Below are 21,275 nucleotides of genomic sequence, written 5' to 3' on the forward strand. Positions count from 1 at the left end.
GTTAGCGCTCCTCGCGGAATTCGACGTGCTTGCGGACTACCGGGTCGTACTTCTTCAGCACGAGGCGGTCGGGGTCGTTGCGGCGGTTCTTCTTGGTCACGTAGGTGTAACCGGTGCCGGCGGTGGAACGGAGCTTGATGATCGGACGGACGTCCTGCTGCTTTGCCATTAAATCTTCACCCCACGGCCCAGGATGTCCTTGACCACTGATTCGATGCCACGAGCGTCAATGACCTTGATGCCCTTGGCGCTGAGCGTCAGCGTGACGCTGCGCTTGAGCGACGGAACGTAGTACGTCTTCTTCTGCACGTTCGGGTCGAAGCGACGCTTCGTCCGACGGTGCGAGTGCGAAATGTTGTGTCCGAAGCCGGGAACGGCTCCAGTCACCTGGCACACTGCGGCCATGGTTTTCCTCCGATTACCGTAGAGACGAGGTGTCCCTACCCAAGATTTCTTGTCGGCACACACAGCCCACCAAACGATCGCGGGGGGTTTGTGTACAGGCCGCAGCGCAGAATGCGCTCAGCAGCGTCTAATACTACGGACGCCGCCGCCTCAACGCAAGGCGAGACCTGCTCAGGAGCAGATCTTGCCGATCGCGGTGAACTGGGCCTGCACGTCCGTAACAGCGGCCTTGAGCTTGGTGGTGTCGGCAGAGTTCTTGCCGATCACGGCCTTCACCTGCACGATCATCTCCTTGATCGAGTCGTCCGCCGCGGTTCCGGCCTTCTTCACCTCGGCGTTGGAGACCTTCTTCAGCCCGCTGTCGAAGGCGTCGGCCACGGACTGGAGCCCGGTGATCGCCTTGTCGGGGTTGGTGGCGATGTCGCCGAAACTCGACGCCAGCTCGGTGGTCGATGCGCTCACCGAGGTCTCGAGCGACTTGCAGGCTGCCGCCTTCGACTGCGTGGATGCCGCGGTCGAAGACGCGGCCGGCGCGGGCGAGCCTGAGGTGCAGCCGGTGAGCGCGACGGCGAGCGCCGCGCCGACCAAGACGGTGGTGAGTGCGGTGCGAGACAGCGTGGACATGAGGTTCCCCCAAGAAGTTTTGGTGACGTGCCCGTCGAGCCTAGCCCGGGGCCCGCCGCTGCGACGAACCACGCTGCGACGAACCACGCTGCGACGCCCCGCTCAGCGTGCCGGTGAGCACGTGGCGCAGAGGCCGAAGACATCGACGACGTGATGGGGCTGTGTGAAGCCATGCTCGGAGGCGACCGACTGAGCCCAGCGCTCGACGGCATCCGCCTCGATCTCCACAGTGAGGCCGCAGTTGCGGCAGATGAGGTGATGGTGGTGCTGGCCCGGCGTGCACGCCCGATAGAGGCTTTCACCCTCGGGGGATTGCAGGGAGTCGGCCTCACCCTCCGTCGCGAGGTCGGCGAGCGCCCGGTAGACCGTGGCGAGACCGATCGGCGATCCCGATTCGCGCAACGTGGAGTGCAGGCCCTGGGCGCTGACGAATCCGTCGTCCGCCCCGAGGGCGGAGCGCACGGCCTCCCGCTGCCAGGTGTTCCGCTTGCGGGCCGGCGCCGTCATCGCGTCACCGCCGGTGTCGCACCGAGCGTTGCCGGGGCGTCGACTCGTCCATTGCCTCCACGGCGGCTGCGGCGTGCCCCGATCACGCGGCAGACGATGTAGATGAGGAAGGAGATGGTCGTGACATAGGGACTGATCGGCAGGCCGCCTCCGAGCGCGAGCAGGATGCCTCCGACGACCGAGGTGACGGCGAACGCGACGCTGAGCAGGGGAGTGAGGAGGGGGGATGAGGTCACCCGCATTGCTGCAGCCGCCGGTGTCACGAGCAGGGAAAGCACGAGGAGCGCACCGACGATCTGAATCGACACCGCGGTCGCGAGACCGAGCAGGATCATGAACGCGATCGAGAGCCCGGTGACCGGCAATCCCTTCGCGCGCGCGACATCCGCATCCACGCTCGCGAAGCTGAGCGGACGCCAGATCACGAAGAGCGCGGCGATCACGACGACGGAGATGATCACGAGCATGAGCAATTGCGGGTTATCCACCGAGACGATCTGACCGGTGAGCAGTCCGAACTTGTTGGCGCTGCGCCCCGGATAGAGGGCGAGGAACAGGATGCCGAGGCCGAGACCGAATGGCATCAGCACCGCGATGATCGAATTGCGTTCGCGGGCCTTGGCGCCGAGCACGCCGATGAGCAGTGCGGCAAGCAGCGAGCCGCCGATCGATCCCGCCACCACATTCACCCCGAAAAGCAGGGCCGCGGATGCGCCGGCGAAGCTCAGCTCGCTGATTCCGTGCACCGCGAAGGCGAGGTCGCGCATCATCACGAATGGCCCGATGAGACCACCGACGACACCGAGGAGCGCGCCGGCGATGATCGAGTTCCTCACCAGGACCAGCAGTTCGCCGTAGTTGTCGAAGCCGAAGATCTGGTGCCAGAGGTCGGGGTTCATGTCGCCGCCCCGATGTGATGCTCCAGGTGATCGTGAACCCCGTAGCCCTCCGGTGCACCGAGCACGACGATACGACCGCGACTGCGGATGACTTCGACCGGGGTGTCGTACATATACGACAGCACCTCGCTGCGCAGCACCTCGTCGGGGGTCCCCACCCGGAACCGGCCGCCGGCGAGATAGAGCACCCGGTCGACCATTTCGAGGATCGGGTTCACATCATGCGTCACGAACACCACCGCGGTGTTGATCGCCTTCCGCTGCTCGTCGATGAGCTCGCTCACCTGGCGTTGGTTGTGCAGGTCGAGGGAGATGAGCGGCTCGTCGCAGAGCAGGAGGCTCGGGTTGCCCGCGATCGACTGGCCCACCCGGATGCGCTGCTGTTCGCCGCCGGAGAGCGTCGCGACCGGCACGTTCGCGTAGTCCGTCGCGCCCACCGATTCGAGGATGCCGTCCACCTGCCGCCGCACGGCCCGAGAGTTGAGGGGCAGTCCCCAGCGATTGCCATTCACTCCGAATGTCACCAGATCGCGCGCTCGGAGGGGCGTCCCCTCATCCAGCAGCTTCTGCTGCGGGATGTACCCGATGCGCCGGCTGCCCTCGCCAACCGGCTCTCCGAGGAATTCGATGGTGCCGGAGCTGAGCTGCTGCTGACCGAGGATCGTCTTCAGCAGGCTCGTCTTTCCGGTGCCGTTGGGGCCGAGCACCGCGAGGAACTCTCCCGGCTGCACCTCGAGATTGAGGTTGTTCCAGAGGGTGCGTGATCCGAAGGAAAGTGTGGCCTGGCGGAGGCTGAGAACGGGAGTCGTCATACGGGGCGCCTCACTTGAGGGCGGCGGAGATCGCCGCGACGGTATCGGTCATCCACTCGAGATAGTCCTTGCCCGCGGGGAGAGTCTCGCGCACGGGCACGACGGCCACTCCCGCCTTCTTCGCCGCGGCCACGACCTGTGCGGTCTGCGGCCCACCGGTCTGGGCGTTGTAGGCGAGAAGCTTCACGGCATGGTCGCCGAAGAGCGCGAGAGTCTCCCTGAGCACGAGCGGTGAGACATCCGTTCCACCCTCGATCGCGGCACTGAACTTCTCCGGCGTCTTGTTCACCAGGCCCATGGCATCGAGCATATAGAGCGGCACGGGCTCCGTGATCGCCGCGCCTTCTCCCGAAGCAGAGGCTCTGATGGCAGCCTCGCTCGACTCCAGCGTGCTCACCGCGCTGGAGAAGGACGCACCGTTCGCGGCGAATGTGGCGGCATTCTTCGGATCGAGCCTCGAGAAGGTCGACTCGAGCTTCGTGGCCACCTTCGTCACGGTGGGGAAGTCATACCAGAGGTGCTCGTTGAATTCCCCGGTCGTCGGCGTCTGGTCGTGACCGGAGACAGCGGCGGCGTCGACCAGCGCCACGCCGGGGTTGTTCGCCCCCTTCAGCAGGGTGTCGACGAAGTCGTCATATCCGCCGCCGTTCTGGATCACCACATCGGCCTTCGAGAGGGAGAGCTGCACCTGTGCGTCGGCCTCGTAAGAGTGTGGGTCTTGGGAGGGATTGGAGATGATCGACGTCACCGACACGAGATCGCCGCCGATCTGTTTCGCGATGTCACCGTAGACATCGGTCGATGCGACGACATGGATGAGGCCGTCGTCTTTCGGCGGCGACGATGCACCCGAGCATCCGGCCAGCGCGAGACTGAGCAAGATGCCGACGGAGAGGACTGGGACGATTTTTGCGCGCACGGTGGTGATTTCTAAAGGAGAGAGATAACGGTAATGAGATTCGTTATCAATAGTACACCCGGCCAAGGTCGTGCCGGCGAACGGCTTTGACCCGAGATTCTGCAGTCCATAGAATCGACGAATGTTCATTGCTCCCATCATCATCGCCGCCGTCGCACTGATCGTCGTGGCGATCACGATCGCTTGTGCGCGCGGGACGATCCCCGTCAATTCACTGGCGGGGATCCGCCTCCGCACTGTGATGATCAACGACTCGACCTGGCGCGCGGGTCACCGGGCGGCGCTGCCCGCAGAGCTGATCGGAGCCGGCGCGACGGTGGTCGTCGCACTCGCCGCGCTCGTCGTGCCCTCCTCCGATACCGCGCAACTGCTCTCCATCGGCGGCACCGTCATCCTGCTCGGATCCACCGTGATCGCGGGGTTCGTCGCGAACCGGGCGGCACTGACCGAGCTGGTCGCCGAACAGGCTGCCGAGTAGGTCCCGTCGCTCGAGCTGGGGATGCTCGCGAAAGGAGACCCCGGCAACCGCCTCAGTCGAGGAGCAGTGCCGGTTCCTCGATGACGCTGGCGACGTCGGCGAGGAAACGGCTCGCGACATCCCCGTCCACGATGCGATGGTCGAAGCTCGCGCCGAGGGTCGTGACGAAGCGCGGCCGCACCTCGCCGTCGACCACCCAGGGCTTCTGCTTGATCGTGCCCATCGCGAGGATCGCGACCTCGCCAGGGTTGAGGATCGGCGTGCCGGAGTCCATGCCGAAGACCCCGATGTTCGTGACCGTGATCGTGCCACCCGCCTGGTCCGCGGGGCTGGTCTTGCCGTCGCGAGCGGTGATCGTGAGCTGTTCGATCGCGGAGGCGAGCTCACGCAGGGAGAGCTCCTGCGCCTCTTTGATATTGGGGACGATGAGCCCGCGGGGAGTCGCGGCGGCGATGCCGAAGTTCACGTAGTGCTTCACGATGATCTCGCTGTCCGTCCACTGCGCGTTCACTGTGGGGTTCCGTCGCACAGCCCAGATCATCGCCTTCGCCACGATCAACAGGGGCGACACCTTCACCCCGGCGAAGTCGGTGGAGTTCTTGAGCCTCTTGACGAACTCCATCGTGCGGGTGGCGTCGACATCGACGAAGAGGCTCACATGCGGAGCGGTGAATGCGCTGGACACCATCGCGGTCGCGATCGCCTTGCGCACCCCCTTCACCGGGATGCGCTCCTCGCGGTCGCTGCCCCAGGCCGGCGTCTCGATGTTGCGGAACAGTGTGCCCTGCGAGGCCTGGCGCACGACATCCTCGCGGGTGATCTCGCCGGCGAGGCCGGTGGGGATCACTTCGGAGAGGCTCACCGCGAGGTCCTTGGCGAGTTTGCGAATGGGCGGCTTGGCGATGATCGCGGAGGCGGATGCCGCGGGCACCGAGCTCGGGCGGGGAGCCGTCACGGGGGCGGAGGCCGCGATGCCGGACGCCGTGCGCGTGGAGGCATCACCGAGGCTGGCCGTCGCCGGGCGCGTGCGGCGCGAGGCCACGTGGCCCTTGATGCCGTAGCCGACCAACACCGCGCCGCCGGCATCGCTCGAGATGCTGCCGGCGGTGTCGGCAACGGTGTCGACACCCTCGGGGGCGGGCGAGTCAACGACCGCCGGAGTCGCCCCCGAGGACACGGAGATGATCGGAGTGCCGACATCCACTGTCGTTCCCTCGGTGACCAGGATCGCCGTGACCGTGCCGGCGAAGGGCGAGGGGAGCTCCACGAGAGACTTCGCGGTCTCGATCTCCACGAGCACCTGGTTGACAGCCACCTCGTCGCCGGGCTTGACCTTCCACGAGACGATCTCGGCCTCGGTGAGGCCTTCTCCGACATCCGGGAGGGTGAATTCTGAGCTGGTCACGGCGGTCCTTTAGCTAGTAGGCCAGTGCGCGGTCGACGGCCTCGAGGATGCGGTCGGCATCCGGAAGGTAGACGGTCTCGAGCTTTGCGGGCGGGAATGGCGCGTCGAAGCTCGAGACCCGCAGCACGGGAGCTTCGAGGGAGTAGAACGCCTTCTCGGTGATGGTCGCGGCGATCTCTGCTGAGATGTTCACCGATCCGGGCGCCTCGGATGCCACGACGAGTCGTCCGGTCTTCTGCACGGAGCTCAGGATCGGCGCGTAGTCGATCGGCGAGAGTGAGCGCAGGTCGATGACCTCGACGCTCGTGCCCTCCTGCTGCGCGAGTTCCGCCGCCTGCATCAGTACGTTGACCATCGCGCCGTGTCCGACGAGAGTCACCTCGGTTCCGGTGCGGACCACGCGGCTCGAGTGCAGCGGGGATGCGCTCGCATAGAGGTCGACCGGACCCTTGTGCCAGTACCGGCTCTTGGGCTCGAAGAACAGCACAGGATCGTTGGAGGCGATCGCCTCCTGGATCATCCAGTACGCATCATTCGGGGTGCTCGGACTGACGACCCGCAACCCCGGGGTGTGAGCGAAATAGGCCTCCGGGCTCTCCTGGTGGTGTTCAACCGCTCCGATGTGCCCGCCATAGGGAACGCGGATGACGACGGGCATGGTGATGCGGCCCTCGTGGCGGCTGGTCATCTTGGCCAGCTGGGAGGTGATCTGGTCGAAGCCCGGGAAGATGAACCCGTCGAACTGGATCTCGCAGACCGGGCGGTAGCCGCGCATCGCGAGCCCGATCGCGGTTCCGATGATCCCGGATTCGGCCAACGGGGTGTCGAACACTCGACGCTCCCCGAACTCGGCCTGCAGGCCCTCGGTGACGCGGAAGACGCCGCCGAGGGGACCGATGTCCTCACCCATGAGCAGCACCTTGGGGTCGTCGGCGAGCGCTTTGCGCAATCCGGCGTTGAGCGCTTTTGCAAGAGGGAGTTCTTCGGTCATCGGGTGCTGCCCCCCAGGCTGGCCTCGTAGTCGGCGAGCCACTGCTTCTGGGCATCCATGACGGGATGCTGCTCCGAGTAGACGTGGTCGAAGATGAGATCGGTCGACGGCACCGTGAGCTCGAGGGTGCGACGGCGAAGGTCGGCCGAGAAGTCCTCGGCCTCCGACGCGGCCTCGGCGAAGAAGTCCTCGCCCTCGCCGCGACCCCGGAGATATCCGGCGTATCGGACGATCGGATCCTTCGCCACCCAGGACGCCGTCTCGGCATCCATGCGGTATTTCGTCGGATCGTCGCTCGTGGTGTGCGCGCCGATGCGGTAGGTGAGGGCCTCGATGAGGCGAGGACCCTTGCCGGCGCGGGCCTCGTCGAGATTCTTTCGCGTGACAGCGAAGCTTGCGAGCACGTCGTTGCCGTCGATCTGGATGCCGGGCATTCCGAATCCGCCCGCGCGCTGGTAGAGCGGTGTGCGGGACTGCACCCGCACCGGCACGGAGATGGCCCACTGGTTGTTCTGCAGGAAGAAGACCTCTGGTGCGTTGAAGCTCGCTGCGAAGACGAGCGCCTCGCTCACATCCCCCTGGCTGGTCGCCCCGTCTCCGAAGTAGACCATCACCGCGCGATCGGTCTCGGGATCGCCGGTGCCGGTCTCCCCATCGAGGGTGATGCCCATCGCGTAGCCCGTGGCGTGCAGCGCCTGTGAACCGAGCACGAGGGTATAGAGGTGGAAATTGCCGCAGGCGGCGGGATCCCAGCCCCCGTTCGTCACGCCACGCATCAGGCGCACGATGTCGACGACGTCGACACCCCTGATCATGCCGATCGAGTGTTCGCGGTACGAAGGGAAGAGGTGGTCCTGGGATCGTGCGGCCCGGGCGGAGCCCACCTGTGCGGCTTCTTGCCCGTGACTCGGCGGCCAGAGCGCGAGTTGGCCCTGTCGCTGGAGGTTGGTGGCCTCGAGGTCAAATCGTCGCGTGATGACCATGTCCCGGTAGAACTGGCGCAGTTCGTCATCCGAGAGCGCGTCGATATACGGGAGGTACTCCGCCGCCGCGTCATCCGTCTGGAGGGTGCCATCGGTCGAGAGGAGCTGCACCATCTGTTCGGATCCTGCCACGGTGGCCTCACAGTCCTGTTGTCGTTCGGGGTGCAGGGTGGTCGGGGTCTCGTCACGCCCTCGGGGCGGGCTCGTTCCGCGACGTTCTAATCTAACGCGGGCTCGGACTGTCGCATTGGTAGGGTGCGCACAACCTCAGCCGCGGCCTTTAGGAGTTTATCCACAGACTGCGATTCGCCGATCGAGACCCGGACACCATCGGTACCGAGCGGTCGCACCACGATTCCCGCGGCCGAGAAGGTCTGGGCGGCGGCGGCGGTCTGTGCCCCGGTCGGCAGCCAGACGAAGTTGCCGTGCGGACGCGGCACATCCCAGCCCTGGTCGAGCAGCGCCCGCCACACCTCGTCACGCAGCACCGCGAGGCGATGAACTCGCTCGAGGAGAGTCTTCTCGTGGTCGAGCGACACGAGGGCCGCGCGCTGGGCGGCCTCGGTGACGGACAGAGGGATGGATGTCGTGCGCGCGGCATCGAGGATGTACTCGGGCCCCACCGCGTAGCCGATGCGCAGTCCGGCCAGACCGTAGGCCTTGGAGAAGGTGCGCGCGACGACGAGGTTGGAGTACTTCCCGCTGAGCGTGCTGCCGTCAACGGCGGACTCGTCGGTCACGAATTCGACGTACGCCTCGTCGAGGATCACCAGCACGTTCGTTGGCACCGCCGCCATGAACTCGGCGAACTCGGCGGACGTGACCATCGACCCGGTGGGATTGTTCGGGCTGCAGACGATCACGACCCGGGTGCGATCGGTGATCGCCGCACGCATCGCGGTGAGGTCGTGGCGGTGGTCGACCGTGTTCGGCACGGGCACGCTGGTCGCCCCGGCCACCGCGACCAGTCCGGGGTAGGCCTCGAATGAGCGCCAGGAATAGACGACCTCATCTCCCGGTCCCGCGGCTGCCGAGATGAGCTGGGCGAGGATCGACACGGATCCGGCACCGAGGTGCACCTCTTCGGTGCGTACGCCGAAGCGCGCCGCAAGCCGGGCCCGCAGTTCCACTCCGGCAGCATCCGGGTACCGGTTGACCCCGGAACTCGCCGCGATCGCCGCAACGACCTCGGGAATGGGGCCGAATGGGTTCTCGTTCGACGACAGCTTGAAGGCATCGGTGTCCGCGGGCTTGCCCTGCGCGTAGGCCGCGAGGGCGACGATCTCCGGACGCAGGCGAACGGCGGTGGGGGGCGGGGTGGTCACGGCTCAAGCCTACGGGCACCCCGGCGGGAACTCCCGGTGGGCTGGCGCTCCGGCACTCGTCGATTGCGTGGCTCACCGACAGGACGGCATAGTGGACGCATGAGATTCTTCGTGCGCCTCGTGGTCAACGCTGTCGCCCTCTGGTTGACGACCCTCATCGTTGCCGGTGTGACGGTGGTGGCGTTTCCGCCGCAGGACACGCTCGCCGTCGTGCTGACCTATCTTCTCGTCGCTTTCATCTTCGGCATCGTCAACGGGGTGATCGGAAACCTGATCCGGATCGTCGCCTTCCCGCTCTACATCCTCACGCTCGGGCTCCTCGCCCTCGTGGTCAACGGCCTCCTCCTTCTGTTGGTGAGCTGGATCTCCGGCCTTCTCGGCTTCGGCCTCGTGGTCGACGGTTTCTGGTGGGGAGTGCTCGGCGCCCTGGTGCTCGCGCTGCTCAGCTGGCTCATCGGCATCCTCATCCGCCCGATCGTCGGTCGGGATCGGCGCTAGCGACCTCACGCACCCCGCGGTACAGCGTGGAGTCGACCCGCGTTGTGCCCTCGCCGAACCGATCGAAGCCCGCGAGAGCGGAGACCACCCGGGTCTCGTGCGAGGCGTCGACGAGGGCTGCTGTCTCGCGATAACCGGCGAGCTGGTGGGCCGGGAACAGCGCCTCGGTCGACACTGGTCTGTCGTCGAAGAGCTGTCTTCTCACCAGGACCGGGTCGGCGGATGCCCAGCTGCCGCCGACCGCCGGCACGATGTCGTCGGTGTGTTCGAGCGCAACCCAAGGGATGCTGGACGGCACCTCCACCTGCGCGGCCGGAGCACCCAGCGTGTAGAGACCCCGCGTGTCATAGTCGCCGGATGCTGCGAGCTCGGCGGCGATCAGTCCGCCCTGCGAGTAGCCGGTGAAGAGCACGGGAGATGACGGGGTGACCCCCGCGTCGGCCATCGCCGCGGCCACGGCCCGGTATGACCCCGCCTCCCGACCTGCGACCGCATTCATGTTGCTCGTCATGTCCCAGGGTTCAGACCCGGGCTCGAGCGAGAAGTCCCTTGTGCCCCCGACGTAGACCTCGAATCTGTCCGGTTCGCCCGGCTGAGAGTACCGGTCGATGCGCACCTGGGCTGCGCCCTGGGGCACCCGGGCGGCCCGGTCGCTGTATGTCTCCGCCCGGGTCACCGGCACAGTGGCGCCCGCGCGGGTCACCGACACCGCAGTCTCGGCGAGTACGCCCCGGGAGCCGGCGATCCCGACGACGACCGTGGATGAGGTCGCCAGCCCCACCAGTCCGAGGCCCTCATCGCCGATGGCGTGCACGAGGTCCGGAGGGAGCTTAAAGAGGCCGCCGCCGAAGTCATCCGCGCTCATGACCATGAGCCGTACGAGTTGCACCACCCTCGGGTCGGTGAGCATCACACTCTTGCTCCGCAGCCACTGCGGCAAAGTCTGGAACAGGGCCTCGCGTTTCTCGGGTGGCAGCAGTGCGATGCCGAGCGCCACGCCTGCTCCGATCCCCAGGATCTCGGGCAACAGTTCGAGGGCGATCGCCGGGAGGAACAGACCGAGCATCGCTCCGAAACGACCAGCGAGATCCTGTGCGAGCTGTTCGGCGAGGCTCTCGCCGATGCCATAGGCGTCAGCGGACGCGATGAGCGCGAGGTGGAGGCCCTCGGCCACCGGGGCCGCGCGGGAGAGGGCCGCCGACGCGTCGTCGATCGCCCGTTCCGCGGCGAGAGCACTCGCGGGGGATGCCAGATCGTTGAGCTGTGCGACCCCGACCACGCGGTCGATCACCACGAGTTGCCGATGGCACTCCGAGAGCAGAGCCCGCAGCTCACCGAGTCGTCTCGCGTCCTCGAACAGCTCTGAGGTGGCCACCGCGATGGATCCGCCGCCGCCGATGACGAGGTCACCGGCCATGAGAACCGTCATCGAGCGCGGCGATGGCTCGCCGGGTGTTGCGGATGGCCTCGTCCACGTGTGCTTCGGCCGACTGCACCTGGACTGCCAGGTGCTGCAGGCCGCGCACATACATGCGGCGGGCGTCGCCACTCCACACCCCGTCACCCGCCGCGGAGGGAAGCGCAGACCGGGCATGGGCGATGCGACCCGCCACCGCGTCGAGTGCGACGAGCTGCCGGTGAAGCGCGACATCCACCCCACTGTCGCCCACCGTGCCGATGGTACCGATGGTGCCGATGGTCATTCGCGCTCCTTTCGCATTCCGATCGACCGCTGTGCCTGTCTTCTGCTGCGCCTATCGTCGACCGCGGGGTCGGTGTCCGACCGCGGGGGAGGGGCATCGGAGCGGTTCCCGTCGAGGTCCGCGCCTGGGGAGGAGCATCCACGTGGCCGGCTACCGCGATGTGCGGGAGAATGGGCGCATGAGTTTCGACCGCACCCTCGACGAGTCGGCGCTCTTTCGCATTTGTTTCGTCTGCACCGGCAACATCTGCCGCTCTCCCATGGCCGAGACGGTCTTTCGTGAGCTCGTGAAGAAGGCCGGCTACGAGGGTGCGATCACGGTGATCTCCGCCGGTACCGGTGACTGGCACGTGGGCGAACCTTCGGATTCCCGCACGACTTCGGCGCTCAGCGCCCATGGTTACGACGGTTCCCGTCACCGCGCGAAGCAGTTCGATCCGGAATGGTTCGACAATCTCGACCTGGTCGTGGTCTTCGACCGCAGCCAGGAGCGCATCCTCCGTGCCTGGGCCAACACGGAGCAGGACCGTGGCAAGGTGCAGATGCTGTTGAGCTTCGACAGCGATCAGGCCGCGCAGGTGGATGTGCCCGACCCCTACTACTCCGATGCCGCCATGTTCGACGGCGTGCTCGGCATGATCGAAAAAGCCAGCGCGGCCCTGTTCCGCCAAATCGAACCAGGAATACGACGGGTACCCTCATGACTCCCCTTCCCGAACAACCGCTCAGCCCCCTCGACGGTCGCTATCGCGCGGCCGTCACCGGTCTCGGCGAACACCTCTCCGAGGCCGGTCTCAATCGGGCGCGCGTGCATGTGGAGGTCGAGTGGCTGCTCTACCTCACCGACAACGAGATGTTCGGATCCCACCGGCTCGACGCCGAGCAGGCGCGCTCGCTGCGCGCTCTCGTCGCCGACTTCGGCCAGTCAGATATCGACGAACTCGCCACGCTCGAGGCCACAACCCGGCACGACGTCAAGGCCGTCGAGTACTACGTGCGCAAGCGCCTCACCGATCTGGGGCTCACGGATGTCGCGGAGCTGACACACTTCGCCTGCACGAGCGAGGACATCAACAACCTCTCCTACGCGCTCACCATCCGCGCCGCTGTCACCGAGGTATGGCTGCCCAAGATCACCGGCGTGATCGACGCGTTGTACTCGAGATCCGTCGACCACCGGGCGGATGCGATGCTGGCGCACACTCACGGCCAGCCCGCGACGCCGACGACTGTCGGCAAGGAGTTCGCCGTGTTCGTCGGCCGGTTGCGTCGCATCCAGGCTCAGATCGAAGCGGTGGAGTACCTCGGCAAGTTCAGCGGAGCCACCGGCACCTTCGCCGCGCATGTCGCGGCCGACCCGGGCCGGGACTGGCCGGCGATCTCGCGTGAATTCGTGACCTCGCTCGGGCTGGACTGGAATCCGCTCACCACCCAGATCGAGCCGCACGACTGGCAGGCGGAGCTCTACCAACGCATCAGCCACGCCAACCGTGTGCTGCACAACCTCTGCACCGATATCTGGACCTACATCTCGATGGGCTACTTCACCCAGATTCCGCAGGCTGGCGCCACCGGGTCATCCACGATGCCGCACAAGATCAACCCGATCCGCTTCGAGAACGCCGAGGCCAACCTCGAGCTGTCGAGTGCCCTCCTCGACTCGCTCGCCGCGACCCTCGTCACTTCGCGACTGCAGCGCGACCTCACCGACTCCACCACCCAGCGCAACATCGGGGTCGCCCTCGGACACTCCGTTCTTGCACTCGACAACATCCAGCGCGGGCTCGGCGAGATCGCCGTCAACACGGCCCGGCTCGCCGAAGACCTCGATGGCAACTGGGAGGTGCTCGGAGAGGCGATCCAGACCGTGATCCGTGCGGAAGTCACGGCGGGCAGAAGCTCGATCGCCGACCCCTACGCCATGCTGAAGGAGCTCACGCGCGGACGACGCGTCGGTCAGGCGGAACTCGTGGCCTTCGTGCAGGCTCTCGACATCGGCGACGAGGCGAAAGCGCGACTGGTGGCACTGACTCCGGCCGGCTATGCCGGGCTCGCGAGCGACCTGGTCGATTACGCCGCCAAGGCCTAGCCGGCGAAACGTCTGGACCCGGAAGAGCGGGCCTAGTGCCCGCTGTCCGACTGGTGGTCCTGCTCGGTGAGGTCGATCTTCTCGGCGTCGTCGGGCTTCACCGCGAGAGCCAGCATCGCGATCACGACGAGTGAGACGATGAACGTGATGCCCCCGAACACGAGGGCCAGGGTCACTTCGCGGGTGCTGAACACGACGACGAAGGCGATGAAGGCCGCCACGACGGCAGCCATGACGACATACTCGAAGGGCCGGAGGCGATCGCGTCGACTCGGGCGGTTGCTGTTCTGAGCGGTCACGCTCGGTTCTCGCTCTCTGCTTGATGCACGGATTCGATGTCAGCCGGTGCGGAGGAATCCGCGCCCCGCCGAGGTGCGACGGCCTGGGTTCCCCATTTGGCGGAAAGCCCGGCGATGACCAGGAAGACCGTGGTGATGGCCGCCCAGGCTCCGAGCGCCCCGACCGCGACGACGGATGCATCCAGCACGCGCTTCACGTGGTCGGGTCCGCTGTAGTTCTGCCGGTAGTCCGGTGGGATCAGCAGGAAGGCGAGGGCGGCGATCACGGTGAGCGCACCCACCGCGATCCAGTCACCGGATGCCACGAAACGCCGCCTCGTGCGCACCCCGCTGTACAGCTCGAGGAACCCGGTCACGGCGGCGAAGATCGTGAGCAGAAGAAAGAGGAATCGCACCTCGCTGGCACTCGTGTGTCCGGCTCGCACCGCCAAGGCGACGATTCCCGCGAGGAGGGTGACCGCGGCCTGGGTGAGGAAGTAGGGGCGCACGCGCGCGTCGGCGAGGCGCAACCAGGCCACGACGCCGAGCACGAGCCCGGCGGCGACACCGTAGACGCCGAAGGAGGTGAGTCCGAACTGCGCCGAATGGTCGGCCGAGAAGGTGATCACGATGGCGAGCGCGGCGGCGGGAACCGCACGGGCGATCGGCATCGGCCAGTAGGCGGCTCGCTGCGCTGCGTCCGCACCCGAAACGGCCGGACGGGAGTCTGGGGAGGGGGTGAGTGCCACGACCAACCCTCTCTTCACTGCCCTATCGCGTGCGACGACAGCCGCCCGGTGGACGACCGAGCACAGTTTACGCTTCGCTGCCCGTGAGCATCCCCGGGTGCGACCCGGGGGCACGGACCCGCGCTCGCAGCTGGCTAGGCCGGGGCCATGTCCTGGAAGCGAGAGAAGTGGCCCTGGAACGCCACAGTGATCGTCTTGGTCGGCCCGTTGCGGTGCTTGGCCACGATGAGGTCGGCCTCGCCCGGGCGGGTGCTCTCCTTCTCGTAGGCACTGTCGCGGTGGAGGAGGATCACCATGTCGGCATCCTGCTCGAGTGAACCGGATTCGCGAAGGTCGGAGAGAGCGGGCATCTTGTCGGAACGCTGCTCCGGACCACGGTTGAGCTGCGACAGCGCGATCACCGGTACCTGCAACTCCTTCGCGAGCAGCTTGAGCGCGCGCGAGAACTCGCTCACCTCCTGCTGGCGGGACTCGACCTTCTTGCCCGAAGTCATGAGCTGCAGGTAGTCGATGATCACCATCTTGAGGCCGACTTTCTGCTTGAGCCGTCGGCACTTTGCCCGGATCTCGACCAGGGTCATGTTGGGACTGTCGTCGATATAGAGCGGAGCATCGTTGATCTGCCCACGCGTCGAGGCGATCTTGGTCCAGTCCTCGGTGTGAAGGGTGCCCTTGCGCATGCTCTGCAGCGGAACTGCGGCCTCTGCCGACAGCAGTCGCATCGCGATCTCGGATCGGCCCATCTCCAACGAGAAGAAGATCGAGGGCATGTCGTGTTTGATGGATGCGGCGCGGGCGAAGTCCAGCGCGAGAGTCGACTTTCCGAGGGCCGGGCGGGCAGCGACGATGATCAGTTGTCCGCCGTGGAGGCCGTTCGTGAGCTCATCGAGCTCGGCGAACCCGGTGGGCACCCCCGTCATCGAACCGTCGCGTCCGCGGGCGGCCTCGATCTCGTCGATGGCCGTCGTCACGGCGACGGTGAGCGGCACGAAGTCCTCGGCCTCGACTCCGCCCATGACACCGTAGATCTCCGCCTGCGCGTTGTTGACGAGGTCGACGACCTCTCCTTCGCTGGCGTAGCCCATCTGCACGATGCGGGTGCCGGCCTCCACCAGCCGGCGCAGCACGGCCTTCTCGGCGACGATCGTGGAGTAGAAGCCCGCGTTCGCGGCGGTGGGCACGATTCCGGTGAGCGTGTGGAGGTATTCCGCCCCGCCGGCCCGGATCAGCTCACCGGTCTTGGTGAGTTCATCGGTGACGGCGATCACGTCGGTCGGTTCACCGTGCGCGTAGAGCGAGAGGATGGCGTCGAAGATGATCTCGTGCTTGGGGATGTAGAAGTCCACAGCGCGCACCGACTCGATGACGTCAGCCACCGCATCCTTGCTCAACAGCATTCCGCCGATGGCGCTCTGCTCGGCGAGGAGGTCGTACGGCGGCATGCGCTCTGAAGCGCGCTGGGCGGATTCACGCTGGCCGGAGTCGCGGACGGATCCGTCGCCCTGGCTCGGTGCGAGACCCAGGTGGGCTATCGACATGGCTCGCCGACTCTCTCTTCGTGCGTTTGGATGGTGCCGTTGTGCCGCTTGCAGTTCTACCGAAAGCTCCCGACATCCACCCCCGCCAGTCGCAAGCGACCCGATCTGGCGGGAGGCACTGCTACACACTAGGGATGCCTCGCATGCTCAGCAAGCCCGCATCGGACCACGCAAGTCCAGCCTGTGGATAAAAGTGTTAGTAGATCGCGCGAAACGCCGCGAGTCGTGTGAACAACCTGTGCACTTATCTGTGTATAACTATGAGTTTTTGAATTAAAACAGCCCTTTGAACAGGTGTTTCAATGAATTCCACGGATGTGTAGAAACATGTCTAGAGTGAGGGTTGAGGGTTGGGGCCCGCAGCTGAGGGGTTGTGTACAAAGGGCTGGTCAGCGCGGTGAATCCGTCAACGAATTGACACGCAAAGAGGGGGTAGCAGGCGGCCAAAGCCTCCTGCTACCCCCTCTCGGAGAAGCGTTACTTCTGTTACTTCGCGGCGACGACCGTGAGCGTGATCGTGGCGACGAGGTCATCACGAAGACGCACGGTGGCCTCGTGCTGGCCGGTGGCTTTGATCGGAGACGAGATCTCGATCTTGCGCTTGTCGACGGCACCGAGTCCGGCTGCGGCGACGGCTTCGGCGACATCCGTCGTCTTGACCGAACCGAACAGGCGTCCACCCTCGCCGGCCTTGACGGTCAGCTTGACGGTGGTGGCCTCGAGCTTCGCCTTGAGGTCCTGCGCCTCTTCGATGGTGGCGTGCTCGCGTGCGACGCGAGCGGCCTTGATCGATTCGACCTGCTTCTCCCCGCCCCGGGTCCACGCGACAGCGAAGCCCTGGGGGATGAGGAAGTTGCGGCCGTAACCGGTCTTGACGTCGACGACGTCTCCGGGGGCACCGAGGCCGGTGACCTCGTGCGTGAGAATCAATTTAGACATTTCCGTTGCTCCTAACGGCCTGAGCCGGCGTAGGGGAGCAGTGCCATCTCGCGTGCGTTCTTGACCGCACGGGCGATGAGGCGCTGTTCCTGCACGGAGACACCGGTGATACGACGGGCGCGGATCTTTCCACGCTCCGAGATGAACTTGCGGAGGGTTGCGATGTCCTTGTAGTCGATGACACCGACGCGAATGGACTTCGCCGGAGCGGCGTTCTTGCCGCCCTTGAGTGTGCGGAGGGGCTTGCGGCGATCGCCGCTGCTCTTTCCAGCCATGGTTTCCTGCTTTCAGTAAGTGTTGGTCGAGCCGGCCGCTTCAGCGACGCCGTCGAGACCGTGAATGGTGAGACCTAGAAGGGGGTCTCGTCGTTGTAGCTGCCCGGCGTGTTCCAGACGTCTCCGCCTGCAGCGTTCGCCGATGACGCCGAGGCCGGAGCGGAAGCCGCCCACGGCTCGTTGGCGCCCTGGCTGACCCGAGGTGCACCGCCATTGCCGCCGCCGCCCTCACGGGAGGTGCGGGTGACCTGTGCGGTCGCATAGCGGAGGCTCGGACCGATCTCGTCGATCTCCAGCTCGATACTGGTGCGCTTCTCGCCCTCTTTGGTCTCGTAGGAGCGCTGCTTGAGCCGGCCGATCGCGATGACGCGGGAACCCTTGGTGAGGGATCCGGCCACCTGCTCGGCATACTCGCGCCAGACGCTCGCACGAAGGAAGAGTGCTTCGCCGTCTTTCCACTCGTTGCTGCCCCGATCAAGGGTGCGCGGAGTGGATGCGATGGTGAAGTTGGCAACCGCCAACCCGTTCTGCGTGTAGCGCAGCTCCGGGTCGCTCGTGAGGTTGCCCACCACGGTGATTACGGTTTCGCCGGCCATTGGCTACTCCGCGCTCGCGGACTCGGCTGCGGGAGCGTCGGCTGCAGCCGGAGCGGCAGGCGTTGCGCTCGTCGCGGGAGCGGATGCGACATCCGCCGCCTTCGTCGCGGTTCCTGCGGCGGCTCCAGCCTTCGCGGGGGCGGCTGCCTTGCGGGCGGCCTTCTCTGCGGAGAGCTTTGCTGCCTCGGCGACCTGAGCGATTGCCTCCTCGGCGCGGAGCACCTTGGTACGCATGACCGCTTCGCTGAGCTTCAGCTGGCGGTCGAGCTCGACGGTAGCGTCGGGGTTCGCGGTGAGGGCGACGACGGCATAGATGCCTTCGGTCTTCTTGTTGATCTCGTACGCCAGGCGACGACGTCCCCAGACGTCGACCTTGTCGATCGAACCACCGTCATTGCGGATGACGTTGAGGAACTTATCGAGGCTCGGAGCCACGGTGCGCTCATCGATCTCTGGATCGAGAATTACCATTAGTTCGTACTGATGCATAACTAACCCACCTCCTTTGGACTAGAACGGCCACAGACGATCTGTGACAGGAGGGTTTTGGCATCGTTGTCCGAATGCGAAATGCTCGCAGACAACCTGCCTAGTGTAGTCAGTCGAATCACTATCTATCAAGGAGCTCTGCACGCATGTCCCTGAAAGTTGCCATCGCCGGTGTCGGAAACTGCGCCAACTCCCTCATCCAGGGCGTCACGTTCTATGCGGACGCGGATGAGACCCAGGTCGTCCCTGGCCTCATGCACACGCGCTTCGGCGGCTATGCGATAGGCGACATCACCTTCGTCGCGGCCTTCGACGTGGATGCCGCGAAGGTGGGCCTCGACATGGCGGACGCGATGTGGGCGAGCCAGAACAACACGCTTCGCTTTGCCGAGGTCGCGAACACCGGCGTGCTCGTGCAGCGCGGACCCACCCTCGACGGTCTCGGGGAGTATTACCGCGAACTGGTCGAGGAGTCTTCCGCTCCCGCGGTCGATGTCGCGCAGGCCCTGCGCGACTCCGGTGCCGAGGTGCTGGTCTGCTACCTGCCGGTCGGATCTGAGGAGGGCGCCAAGTTCTACGCCCAGGCCGCGCTGGATGCCGGTGTCGCCTTTGTCAACGCGTTGCCCGTGTTCATCGCGAGCGATCCGGTATGGGCGCAGAAGTTCGTGGACGCCGGCGTGCCGATCGTCGGCGACGACATCAAGAGCCAGCTCGGCGCGACGATCACCCACCGCGTGCTCGCCCGGTTATTCGAAGAGCGGGGCCTCGTGCTCGACCGCACCTATCAGCTCAACGTCGGCGGCAACATGGACTTCAAGAACATGCTCGAACGCCGGCGACTCGAGTCGAAGAAGATCTCGAAGACCCAGTCGGTCACCAGCAACATCGAGGCACAGCTCAACTCCCGTGACGTGCACATCGGCCCGAGCGACCACATCCCGTGGCTCGATGACCGCAAGCTCGCCTTTGTGCGCCTCGAGGGCCATGGTTTCGGAAATGCCCCCACCTCTCTCGAATACAAGCTGGAGGTGTGGGACTCGCCCAACTCCGCCGGGGTCGTGATCGACGCCATCCGCGCCGCGAAGATCGCGCTGGATGCCGGGCTGGGCGGCCCGGTCGAGGCGGCATCCGCCTACTTCATGAAGAGCCCGGCGAAGCAGTACGCCGACCCGGTGGCGCGCGAGCTGCTCGAGCAGTTCATCCGCGACCACGCCTGAGGAAAGCACGCCGGAGGGAAAAGGGACGGGGATCCCGGCGGTTCAGGGGCGGGCGCTCCACCAGGCGAGCAGGCGTTGCGTCGCCACGTCCGCTCCGAGGCTGCCCTCCTCGAGCCGCAGTTCGAGCAGGAAGCGGTAGGCCTCGCCGACCTCGCGGCCGGGCGTGAGCCCCAGGATGTCCATGATCTGCTCGCCGTCGAGGTCCGGGCGCATGGCCGCGAGCTCCTCCTCCTCCCCGAGCACCGCGATCCGCTGCTCGAGATCGTCGTAGGCGAACGAGAGGTGGTCGGACTTGCGCCGGTTTCGCGTCGTGACGTCGGCGCGGGTCAGCATGTGGAGCCGTTCCAGCAGCGGACCGGCGTCGCGAACATACCGCCGCACCGCCGAATCGCTCCAGGCTCCCTCGGTATAGCCGAAGAACCTCAGGTGCAACTCGATGAGCCTGGAGACCGCGGTGATCGTGTCGTTGTCGTAGCGCAGCTCTTTGAGGCGTTTCTTGGCGAGCTTGGCCCCGACGACGTCGTGGTGGTGGAAGGTGACGACACCGTCGCCCTCCGTTCGTTTGGTCGCCGGTTTTCCGATGTCGTGGAGCAGCGCCGCGAGACGGAGAACGAGGTCGGGCTCGCTTCCCGGATGCCGTGCCTCCTCGAGCTCGATCGCCTGGTCGAGCACGGTGAGGCTGTGCTCGTAGACGTCCTTGTGATGGAAGTGCTCGTCGATCTGGAGCTTGAGGGCGGGAAGCTCGGGCAACACGAGGGCCGCGATACCGGAATCGACCAGCAGCTGCAGGCCCGGCCGGGGATTGTGCGAGCGCAGCAGCTTGCCGAGCTCGTCGCTCACCCGTTCCACCGAGATCATCTTGATGCGGTCCACAAGCGCGTAGAGAGCGCGCGCGGTCGGCTCCGCCACGGTGAAGCCGAGCTGAGAGGTGAACCGCGCGGCTCGCATCATCCGCAGCGGATCGTCACCGAAGGAATCCTCGGGGGCGCCCGGAGTGGTGAGACGTTTCGCGACCAGGTCTTCGAGCCCGCCGGAGGGATCCACGAGCACACGCTCGGGCAGCCGCAGCGCCATCGCGTTGACGGTGAAGTCGCGCCGCACGAGGTCGGCCTCGAGGGTGTCGCCGAACTCGACCTTCGGTTTGCGGGTCTCACGGTCATAGGCGTCGGAACGGTAGGTCGTGATCTCCACCGTATGACCGTCGATCCGGGCTCCGATGGTGCCGAAGGCGCGTCCGATGTCCCAGTGGGCATCCGAGATCGGCTTCACGATCGCGAGGATGTCGTCCGGGCGCGCATCGGTGGTGAAGTCGAGGTCGGTGAGTGCGCGGTCGAGGAACGCGTCGCGCACCGGTCCACCGACCAGGGCGAGCTCGAATCCCTCGGCGGCGAAGGCCGCCGATAGCCGGGAGATATGAGGAGTGGACGCGAGGTCCGACAGTCGCTGAATTGCCGAAGCGACGCTCTCCATGCCCCCCAGACTACCGGCGACGACGCTCGCGCACCGCGGTCGCACTTCAGCCCCCACCAAGAGTCGAGACCCTAGAATCACTGGAGG

Annotated in this window: 25 protein-coding genes and 1 pseudogene; 5 read left to right on the plus strand and 21 right to left on the minus strand. The window is 66.0% G+C overall.

Features of this window, described 5'->3' with window-relative positions; translation table 11 throughout:
* Position 1 precedes the first annotated feature (1 nt).
* The 7 genes from rpmG to F1C58_RS15935 form a co-directional block, all read right to left on the minus strand.
* Positions 2 to 169, minus strand: a complete 168-nt coding sequence (gene rpmG / locus F1C58_RS15905; RefSeq protein ID WP_185201999.1) for a 50S ribosomal protein L33 — start codon at positions 167 to 169, stop codon at positions 2 to 4.
* Entirely contained in the window at positions 169 to 405 is a 237-nt protein-coding gene (rpmB, locus tag F1C58_RS15910) for a 50S ribosomal protein L28 (RefSeq protein WP_185202000.1), read from the minus strand. The genes rpmG and rpmB overlap by 1 nt, the downstream gene beginning before the upstream one ends.
* A gap of 171 nt (positions 406 to 576) precedes the next feature.
* Positions 577 to 1,029, minus strand: coding sequence for a hypothetical protein (locus F1C58_RS15915; protein WP_185202001.1), 453 nt, complete (start codon positions 1,027 to 1,029; stop codon positions 577 to 579).
* Between the two features lie 102 nt (positions 1,030 to 1,131).
* A complete protein-coding gene (locus F1C58_RS15920; protein WP_185202002.1) occupies positions 1,132 to 1,536 on the minus strand; it encodes a Fur family transcriptional regulator in 405 nt (134 codons plus the stop codon).
* A complete protein-coding gene (locus tag F1C58_RS15925) occupies positions 1,533 to 2,435 on the minus strand; it encodes a metal ABC transporter permease (protein ID WP_185202003.1) in 903 nt (300 codons plus the stop codon). Before F1C58_RS15925 ends, F1C58_RS15920 begins: the two co-directional genes overlap by 4 nt.
* Positions 2,432 to 3,247 (minus strand): metal ABC transporter ATP-binding protein, encoded by an 816-nt coding sequence (locus tag F1C58_RS15930; protein WP_185202004.1) that lies wholly within the window; start codon positions 3,245 to 3,247, stop codon positions 2,432 to 2,434. Before F1C58_RS15930 ends, F1C58_RS15925 begins: the two co-directional genes overlap by 4 nt.
* Positions 3,248 to 3,257: 10 nt before the next feature.
* Entirely contained in the window at positions 3,258 to 4,166 is a 909-nt protein-coding gene (locus F1C58_RS15935; RefSeq protein ID WP_255461167.1) for a metal ABC transporter solute-binding protein, Zn/Mn family, read from the minus strand.
* 121 nt (positions 4,167 to 4,287) lie between these two features.
* Between F1C58_RS15935 and F1C58_RS15940 the strand changes: the two genes are divergently transcribed.
* Positions 4,288 to 4,644 (plus strand): SdpI family protein, encoded by a 357-nt coding sequence (locus F1C58_RS15940; protein WP_185202006.1) that lies wholly within the window; start codon positions 4,288 to 4,290, stop codon positions 4,642 to 4,644.
* Between the two features lie 52 nt (positions 4,645 to 4,696).
* Here the strand turns inward: F1C58_RS15940 and F1C58_RS15945 are convergent, their stop codons facing one another.
* The 4 genes from F1C58_RS15945 to F1C58_RS15960 form a co-directional block, all read right to left on the minus strand.
* Positions 4,697 to 6,049, minus strand: a complete 1,353-nt coding sequence (locus F1C58_RS15945) for a dihydrolipoamide acetyltransferase family protein (RefSeq protein WP_185202007.1) — start codon at positions 6,047 to 6,049, stop codon at positions 4,697 to 4,699.
* A gap of 13 nt (positions 6,050 to 6,062) precedes the next feature.
* On the minus strand, positions 6,063 to 7,040 hold the full coding sequence (locus F1C58_RS15950) for an alpha-ketoacid dehydrogenase subunit beta (protein WP_185202008.1): 978 nt from the start codon (positions 7,038 to 7,040) through the stop codon (positions 6,063 to 6,065).
* On the minus strand, positions 7,037 to 8,137 hold the full coding sequence (locus F1C58_RS15955; RefSeq protein WP_185202009.1) for a thiamine pyrophosphate-dependent dehydrogenase E1 component subunit alpha: 1,101 nt from the start codon (positions 8,135 to 8,137) through the stop codon (positions 7,037 to 7,039). The genes F1C58_RS15950 and F1C58_RS15955 overlap by 4 nt, the downstream gene beginning before the upstream one ends.
* A gap of 104 nt (positions 8,138 to 8,241) precedes the next feature.
* On the minus strand, positions 8,242 to 9,348 hold the full coding sequence (locus tag F1C58_RS15960) for a histidinol-phosphate transaminase (protein ID WP_185202010.1): 1,107 nt from the start codon (positions 9,346 to 9,348) through the stop codon (positions 8,242 to 8,244).
* 99 nt (positions 9,349 to 9,447) lie between these two features.
* Here F1C58_RS15960 and F1C58_RS15965 point away from each other — a divergent pair, with 99 nt between their 5' ends.
* Entirely contained in the window at positions 9,448 to 9,846 is a 399-nt protein-coding gene (locus F1C58_RS15965) for a phage holin family protein (protein ID WP_185202011.1), read from the plus strand.
* Here F1C58_RS15965 and F1C58_RS15970 read toward each other — a convergent pair.
* Positions 9,812 to 11,263: a hypothetical protein gene (locus F1C58_RS15970; protein ID WP_185202012.1), complete on the minus strand. Its 1,452-nt coding sequence runs from the start codon at positions 11,261 to 11,263 to the stop codon at positions 9,812 to 9,814. The genes F1C58_RS15965 and F1C58_RS15970 overlap by 35 nt on opposite strands.
* On the minus strand, positions 11,253 to 11,549 hold the full coding sequence (locus tag F1C58_RS15975; protein WP_185202013.1) for a hypothetical protein: 297 nt from the start codon (positions 11,547 to 11,549) through the stop codon (positions 11,253 to 11,255). Before F1C58_RS15975 ends, F1C58_RS15970 begins: the two co-directional genes overlap by 11 nt.
* A 178-nt stretch (positions 11,550 to 11,727) precedes the next feature.
* On the opposite strand from F1C58_RS15975, the gene F1C58_RS15980 reads away from it, so the two are divergent.
* On the plus strand, positions 11,728 to 12,252 hold the full coding sequence (locus F1C58_RS15980; protein WP_185202014.1) for a low molecular weight protein-tyrosine-phosphatase: 525 nt from the start codon (positions 11,728 to 11,730) through the stop codon (positions 12,250 to 12,252).
* Positions 12,249 to 13,637 (plus strand): adenylosuccinate lyase, encoded by a 1,389-nt coding sequence (gene purB, locus F1C58_RS15985; protein ID WP_185202015.1) that lies wholly within the window; start codon positions 12,249 to 12,251, stop codon positions 13,635 to 13,637. Before F1C58_RS15980 ends, purB begins: the two co-directional genes overlap by 4 nt.
* A 32-nt stretch (positions 13,638 to 13,669) precedes the next feature.
* Here purB and F1C58_RS15990 read toward each other — a convergent pair whose 3' ends face one another.
* The 7 genes and pseudogenes from F1C58_RS15990 to rpsF all read right to left on the minus strand — a co-directional run.
* Entirely contained in the window at positions 13,670 to 13,936 is a 267-nt protein-coding gene (locus F1C58_RS15990) for a hypothetical protein (protein WP_219731996.1), read from the minus strand.
* Positions 13,933 to 14,664 carry a hypothetical protein gene (locus F1C58_RS15995; RefSeq protein ID WP_185202016.1) on the minus strand — a complete coding sequence of 244 codons (732 nt, stop codon included), beginning with the start codon at positions 14,662 to 14,664 and terminating at the stop codon, positions 13,933 to 13,935. The genes F1C58_RS15990 and F1C58_RS15995 overlap by 4 nt, the downstream gene beginning before the upstream one ends.
* 134 nt (positions 14,665 to 14,798) lie before the next feature.
* A complete protein-coding gene (gene dnaB / locus F1C58_RS16000) occupies positions 14,799 to 16,202 on the minus strand; it encodes a replicative DNA helicase (protein ID WP_185202017.1) in 1,404 nt (467 codons plus the stop codon).
* Positions 16,203 to 16,688: 486 nt separating this feature from the next.
* The gene (rplI, locus tag F1C58_RS16005; RefSeq protein ID WP_185202018.1) at positions 16,689 to 17,141 is read right to left on the minus strand and encodes a 50S ribosomal protein L9; all 453 of its coding nucleotides are present in this window, start codon (positions 17,139 to 17,141) and stop codon (positions 16,689 to 16,691) included.
* An 11-nt stretch (positions 17,142 to 17,152) separates the two neighbouring features.
* Entirely contained in the window at positions 17,153 to 17,416 is a 264-nt protein-coding gene (rpsR, locus tag F1C58_RS16010; RefSeq protein WP_185202019.1) for a 30S ribosomal protein S18, read from the minus strand.
* A gap of 74 nt (positions 17,417 to 17,490) precedes the next feature.
* Positions 17,491 to 18,012, minus strand: a complete 522-nt coding sequence (locus F1C58_RS16015) for a single-stranded DNA-binding protein (protein WP_185202020.1) — start codon at positions 18,010 to 18,012, stop codon at positions 17,491 to 17,493.
* 126 nt (positions 18,013 to 18,138) lie between these two features.
* Positions 18,139 to 18,501: pseudogene (gene rpsF / locus F1C58_RS16020) on the minus strand (30S ribosomal protein S6); the annotation flags it as partial.
* 146 nt (positions 18,502 to 18,647) lie between these two features.
* Between rpsF and F1C58_RS16025 the strand changes: the two are divergent.
* Complete coding sequence (locus tag F1C58_RS16025) at positions 18,648 to 19,718, plus strand: inositol-3-phosphate synthase (protein ID WP_185202022.1); 1,071 nt, start codon at positions 18,648 to 18,650, stop codon at positions 19,716 to 19,718.
* 42 nt (positions 19,719 to 19,760) lie between these two features.
* On the opposite strand, the gene F1C58_RS16030 is transcribed toward F1C58_RS16025, so the two are convergent.
* The gene (locus F1C58_RS16030; protein WP_185202023.1) at positions 19,761 to 21,188 is read right to left on the minus strand and encodes a CCA tRNA nucleotidyltransferase; all 1,428 of its coding nucleotides are present in this window, start codon (positions 21,186 to 21,188) and stop codon (positions 19,761 to 19,763) included.
* Between the last annotated feature and the right edge of the window lie 87 nt (positions 21,189 to 21,275).

It is taken from the genome of Glaciihabitans sp. INWT7 (assembly GCF_014217685.1).
Taxonomy (GTDB): domain Bacteria; phylum Actinomycetota; class Actinomycetes; order Actinomycetales; family Microbacteriaceae; genus Lacisediminihabitans.

Coding starts and splice junctions, on each gene's coding strand:
- rpmG (WP_185201999.1), bottom strand. CDS start 169: ATGGCAAAGCAGCAGGACGTCCGTCCGATCATCAAGCTCCGTTCCACC.
- rpmB (WP_185202000.1), bottom strand. CDS start 405: ATGGCCGCAGTGTGCCAGGTGACTGGAGCCGTTCCCGGCTTCGGACAC.
- F1C58_RS15915 (WP_185202001.1), bottom strand. CDS start 1,029: ATGTCCACGCTGTCTCGCACCGCACTCACCACCGTCTTGGTCGGCGCG.
- F1C58_RS15920 (WP_185202002.1), bottom strand. CDS start 1,536: ATGACGGCGCCGGCCCGCAAGCGGAACACCTGGCAGCGGGAGGCCGTG.
- F1C58_RS15925 (WP_185202003.1), bottom strand. CDS start 2,435: ATGAACCCCGACCTCTGGCACCAGATCTTCGGCTTCGACAACTACGGC.
- F1C58_RS15930 (WP_185202004.1), bottom strand. CDS start 3,247: ATGACGACTCCCGTTCTCAGCCTCCGCCAGGCCACACTTTCCTTCGGA.
- F1C58_RS15940 (WP_185202006.1), top strand. CDS start 4,288: ATGTTCATTGCTCCCATCATCATCGCCGCCGTCGCACTGATCGTCGTG.
- F1C58_RS15950 (WP_185202008.1), bottom strand. CDS start 7,040: ATGACCGAAGAACTCCCTCTTGCAAAAGCGCTCAACGCCGGATTGCGC.
- F1C58_RS15955 (WP_185202009.1), bottom strand. CDS start 8,137: ATGGTGCAGCTCCTCTCGACCGATGGCACCCTCCAGACGGATGACGCG.
- F1C58_RS15965 (WP_185202011.1), top strand. CDS start 9,448: ATGAGATTCTTCGTGCGCCTCGTGGTCAACGCTGTCGCCCTCTGGTTG.
- F1C58_RS15970 (WP_185202012.1), bottom strand. CDS start 11,263: ATGGCCGGTGACCTCGTCATCGGCGGCGGCGGATCCATCGCGGTGGCC.
- F1C58_RS15975 (WP_185202013.1), bottom strand. CDS start 11,549: ATGACCATCGGCACCATCGGTACCATCGGCACGGTGGGCGACAGTGGG.
- F1C58_RS15980 (WP_185202014.1), top strand. CDS start 11,728: ATGAGTTTCGACCGCACCCTCGACGAGTCGGCGCTCTTTCGCATTTGT.
- purB (WP_185202015.1), top strand. CDS start 12,249: ATGACTCCCCTTCCCGAACAACCGCTCAGCCCCCTCGACGGTCGCTAT.
- dnaB (WP_185202017.1), bottom strand. CDS start 16,202: ATGTCGATAGCCCACCTGGGTCTCGCACCGAGCCAGGGCGACGGATCC.
- rplI (WP_185202018.1), bottom strand. CDS start 17,141: ATGTCTAAATTGATTCTCACGCACGAGGTCACCGGCCTCGGTGCCCCC.
- rpsR (WP_185202019.1), bottom strand. CDS start 17,416: ATGGCTGGAAAGAGCAGCGGCGATCGCCGCAAGCCCCTCCGCACACTC.
- F1C58_RS16015 (WP_185202020.1), bottom strand. CDS start 18,012: ATGGCCGGCGAAACCGTAATCACCGTGGTGGGCAACCTCACGAGCGAC.
- F1C58_RS16025 (WP_185202022.1), top strand. CDS start 18,648: ATGTCCCTGAAAGTTGCCATCGCCGGTGTCGGAAACTGCGCCAACTCC.
- F1C58_RS16030 (WP_185202023.1), bottom strand. CDS start 21,188: ATGGAGAGCGTCGCTTCGGCAATTCAGCGACTGTCGGACCTCGCGTCC.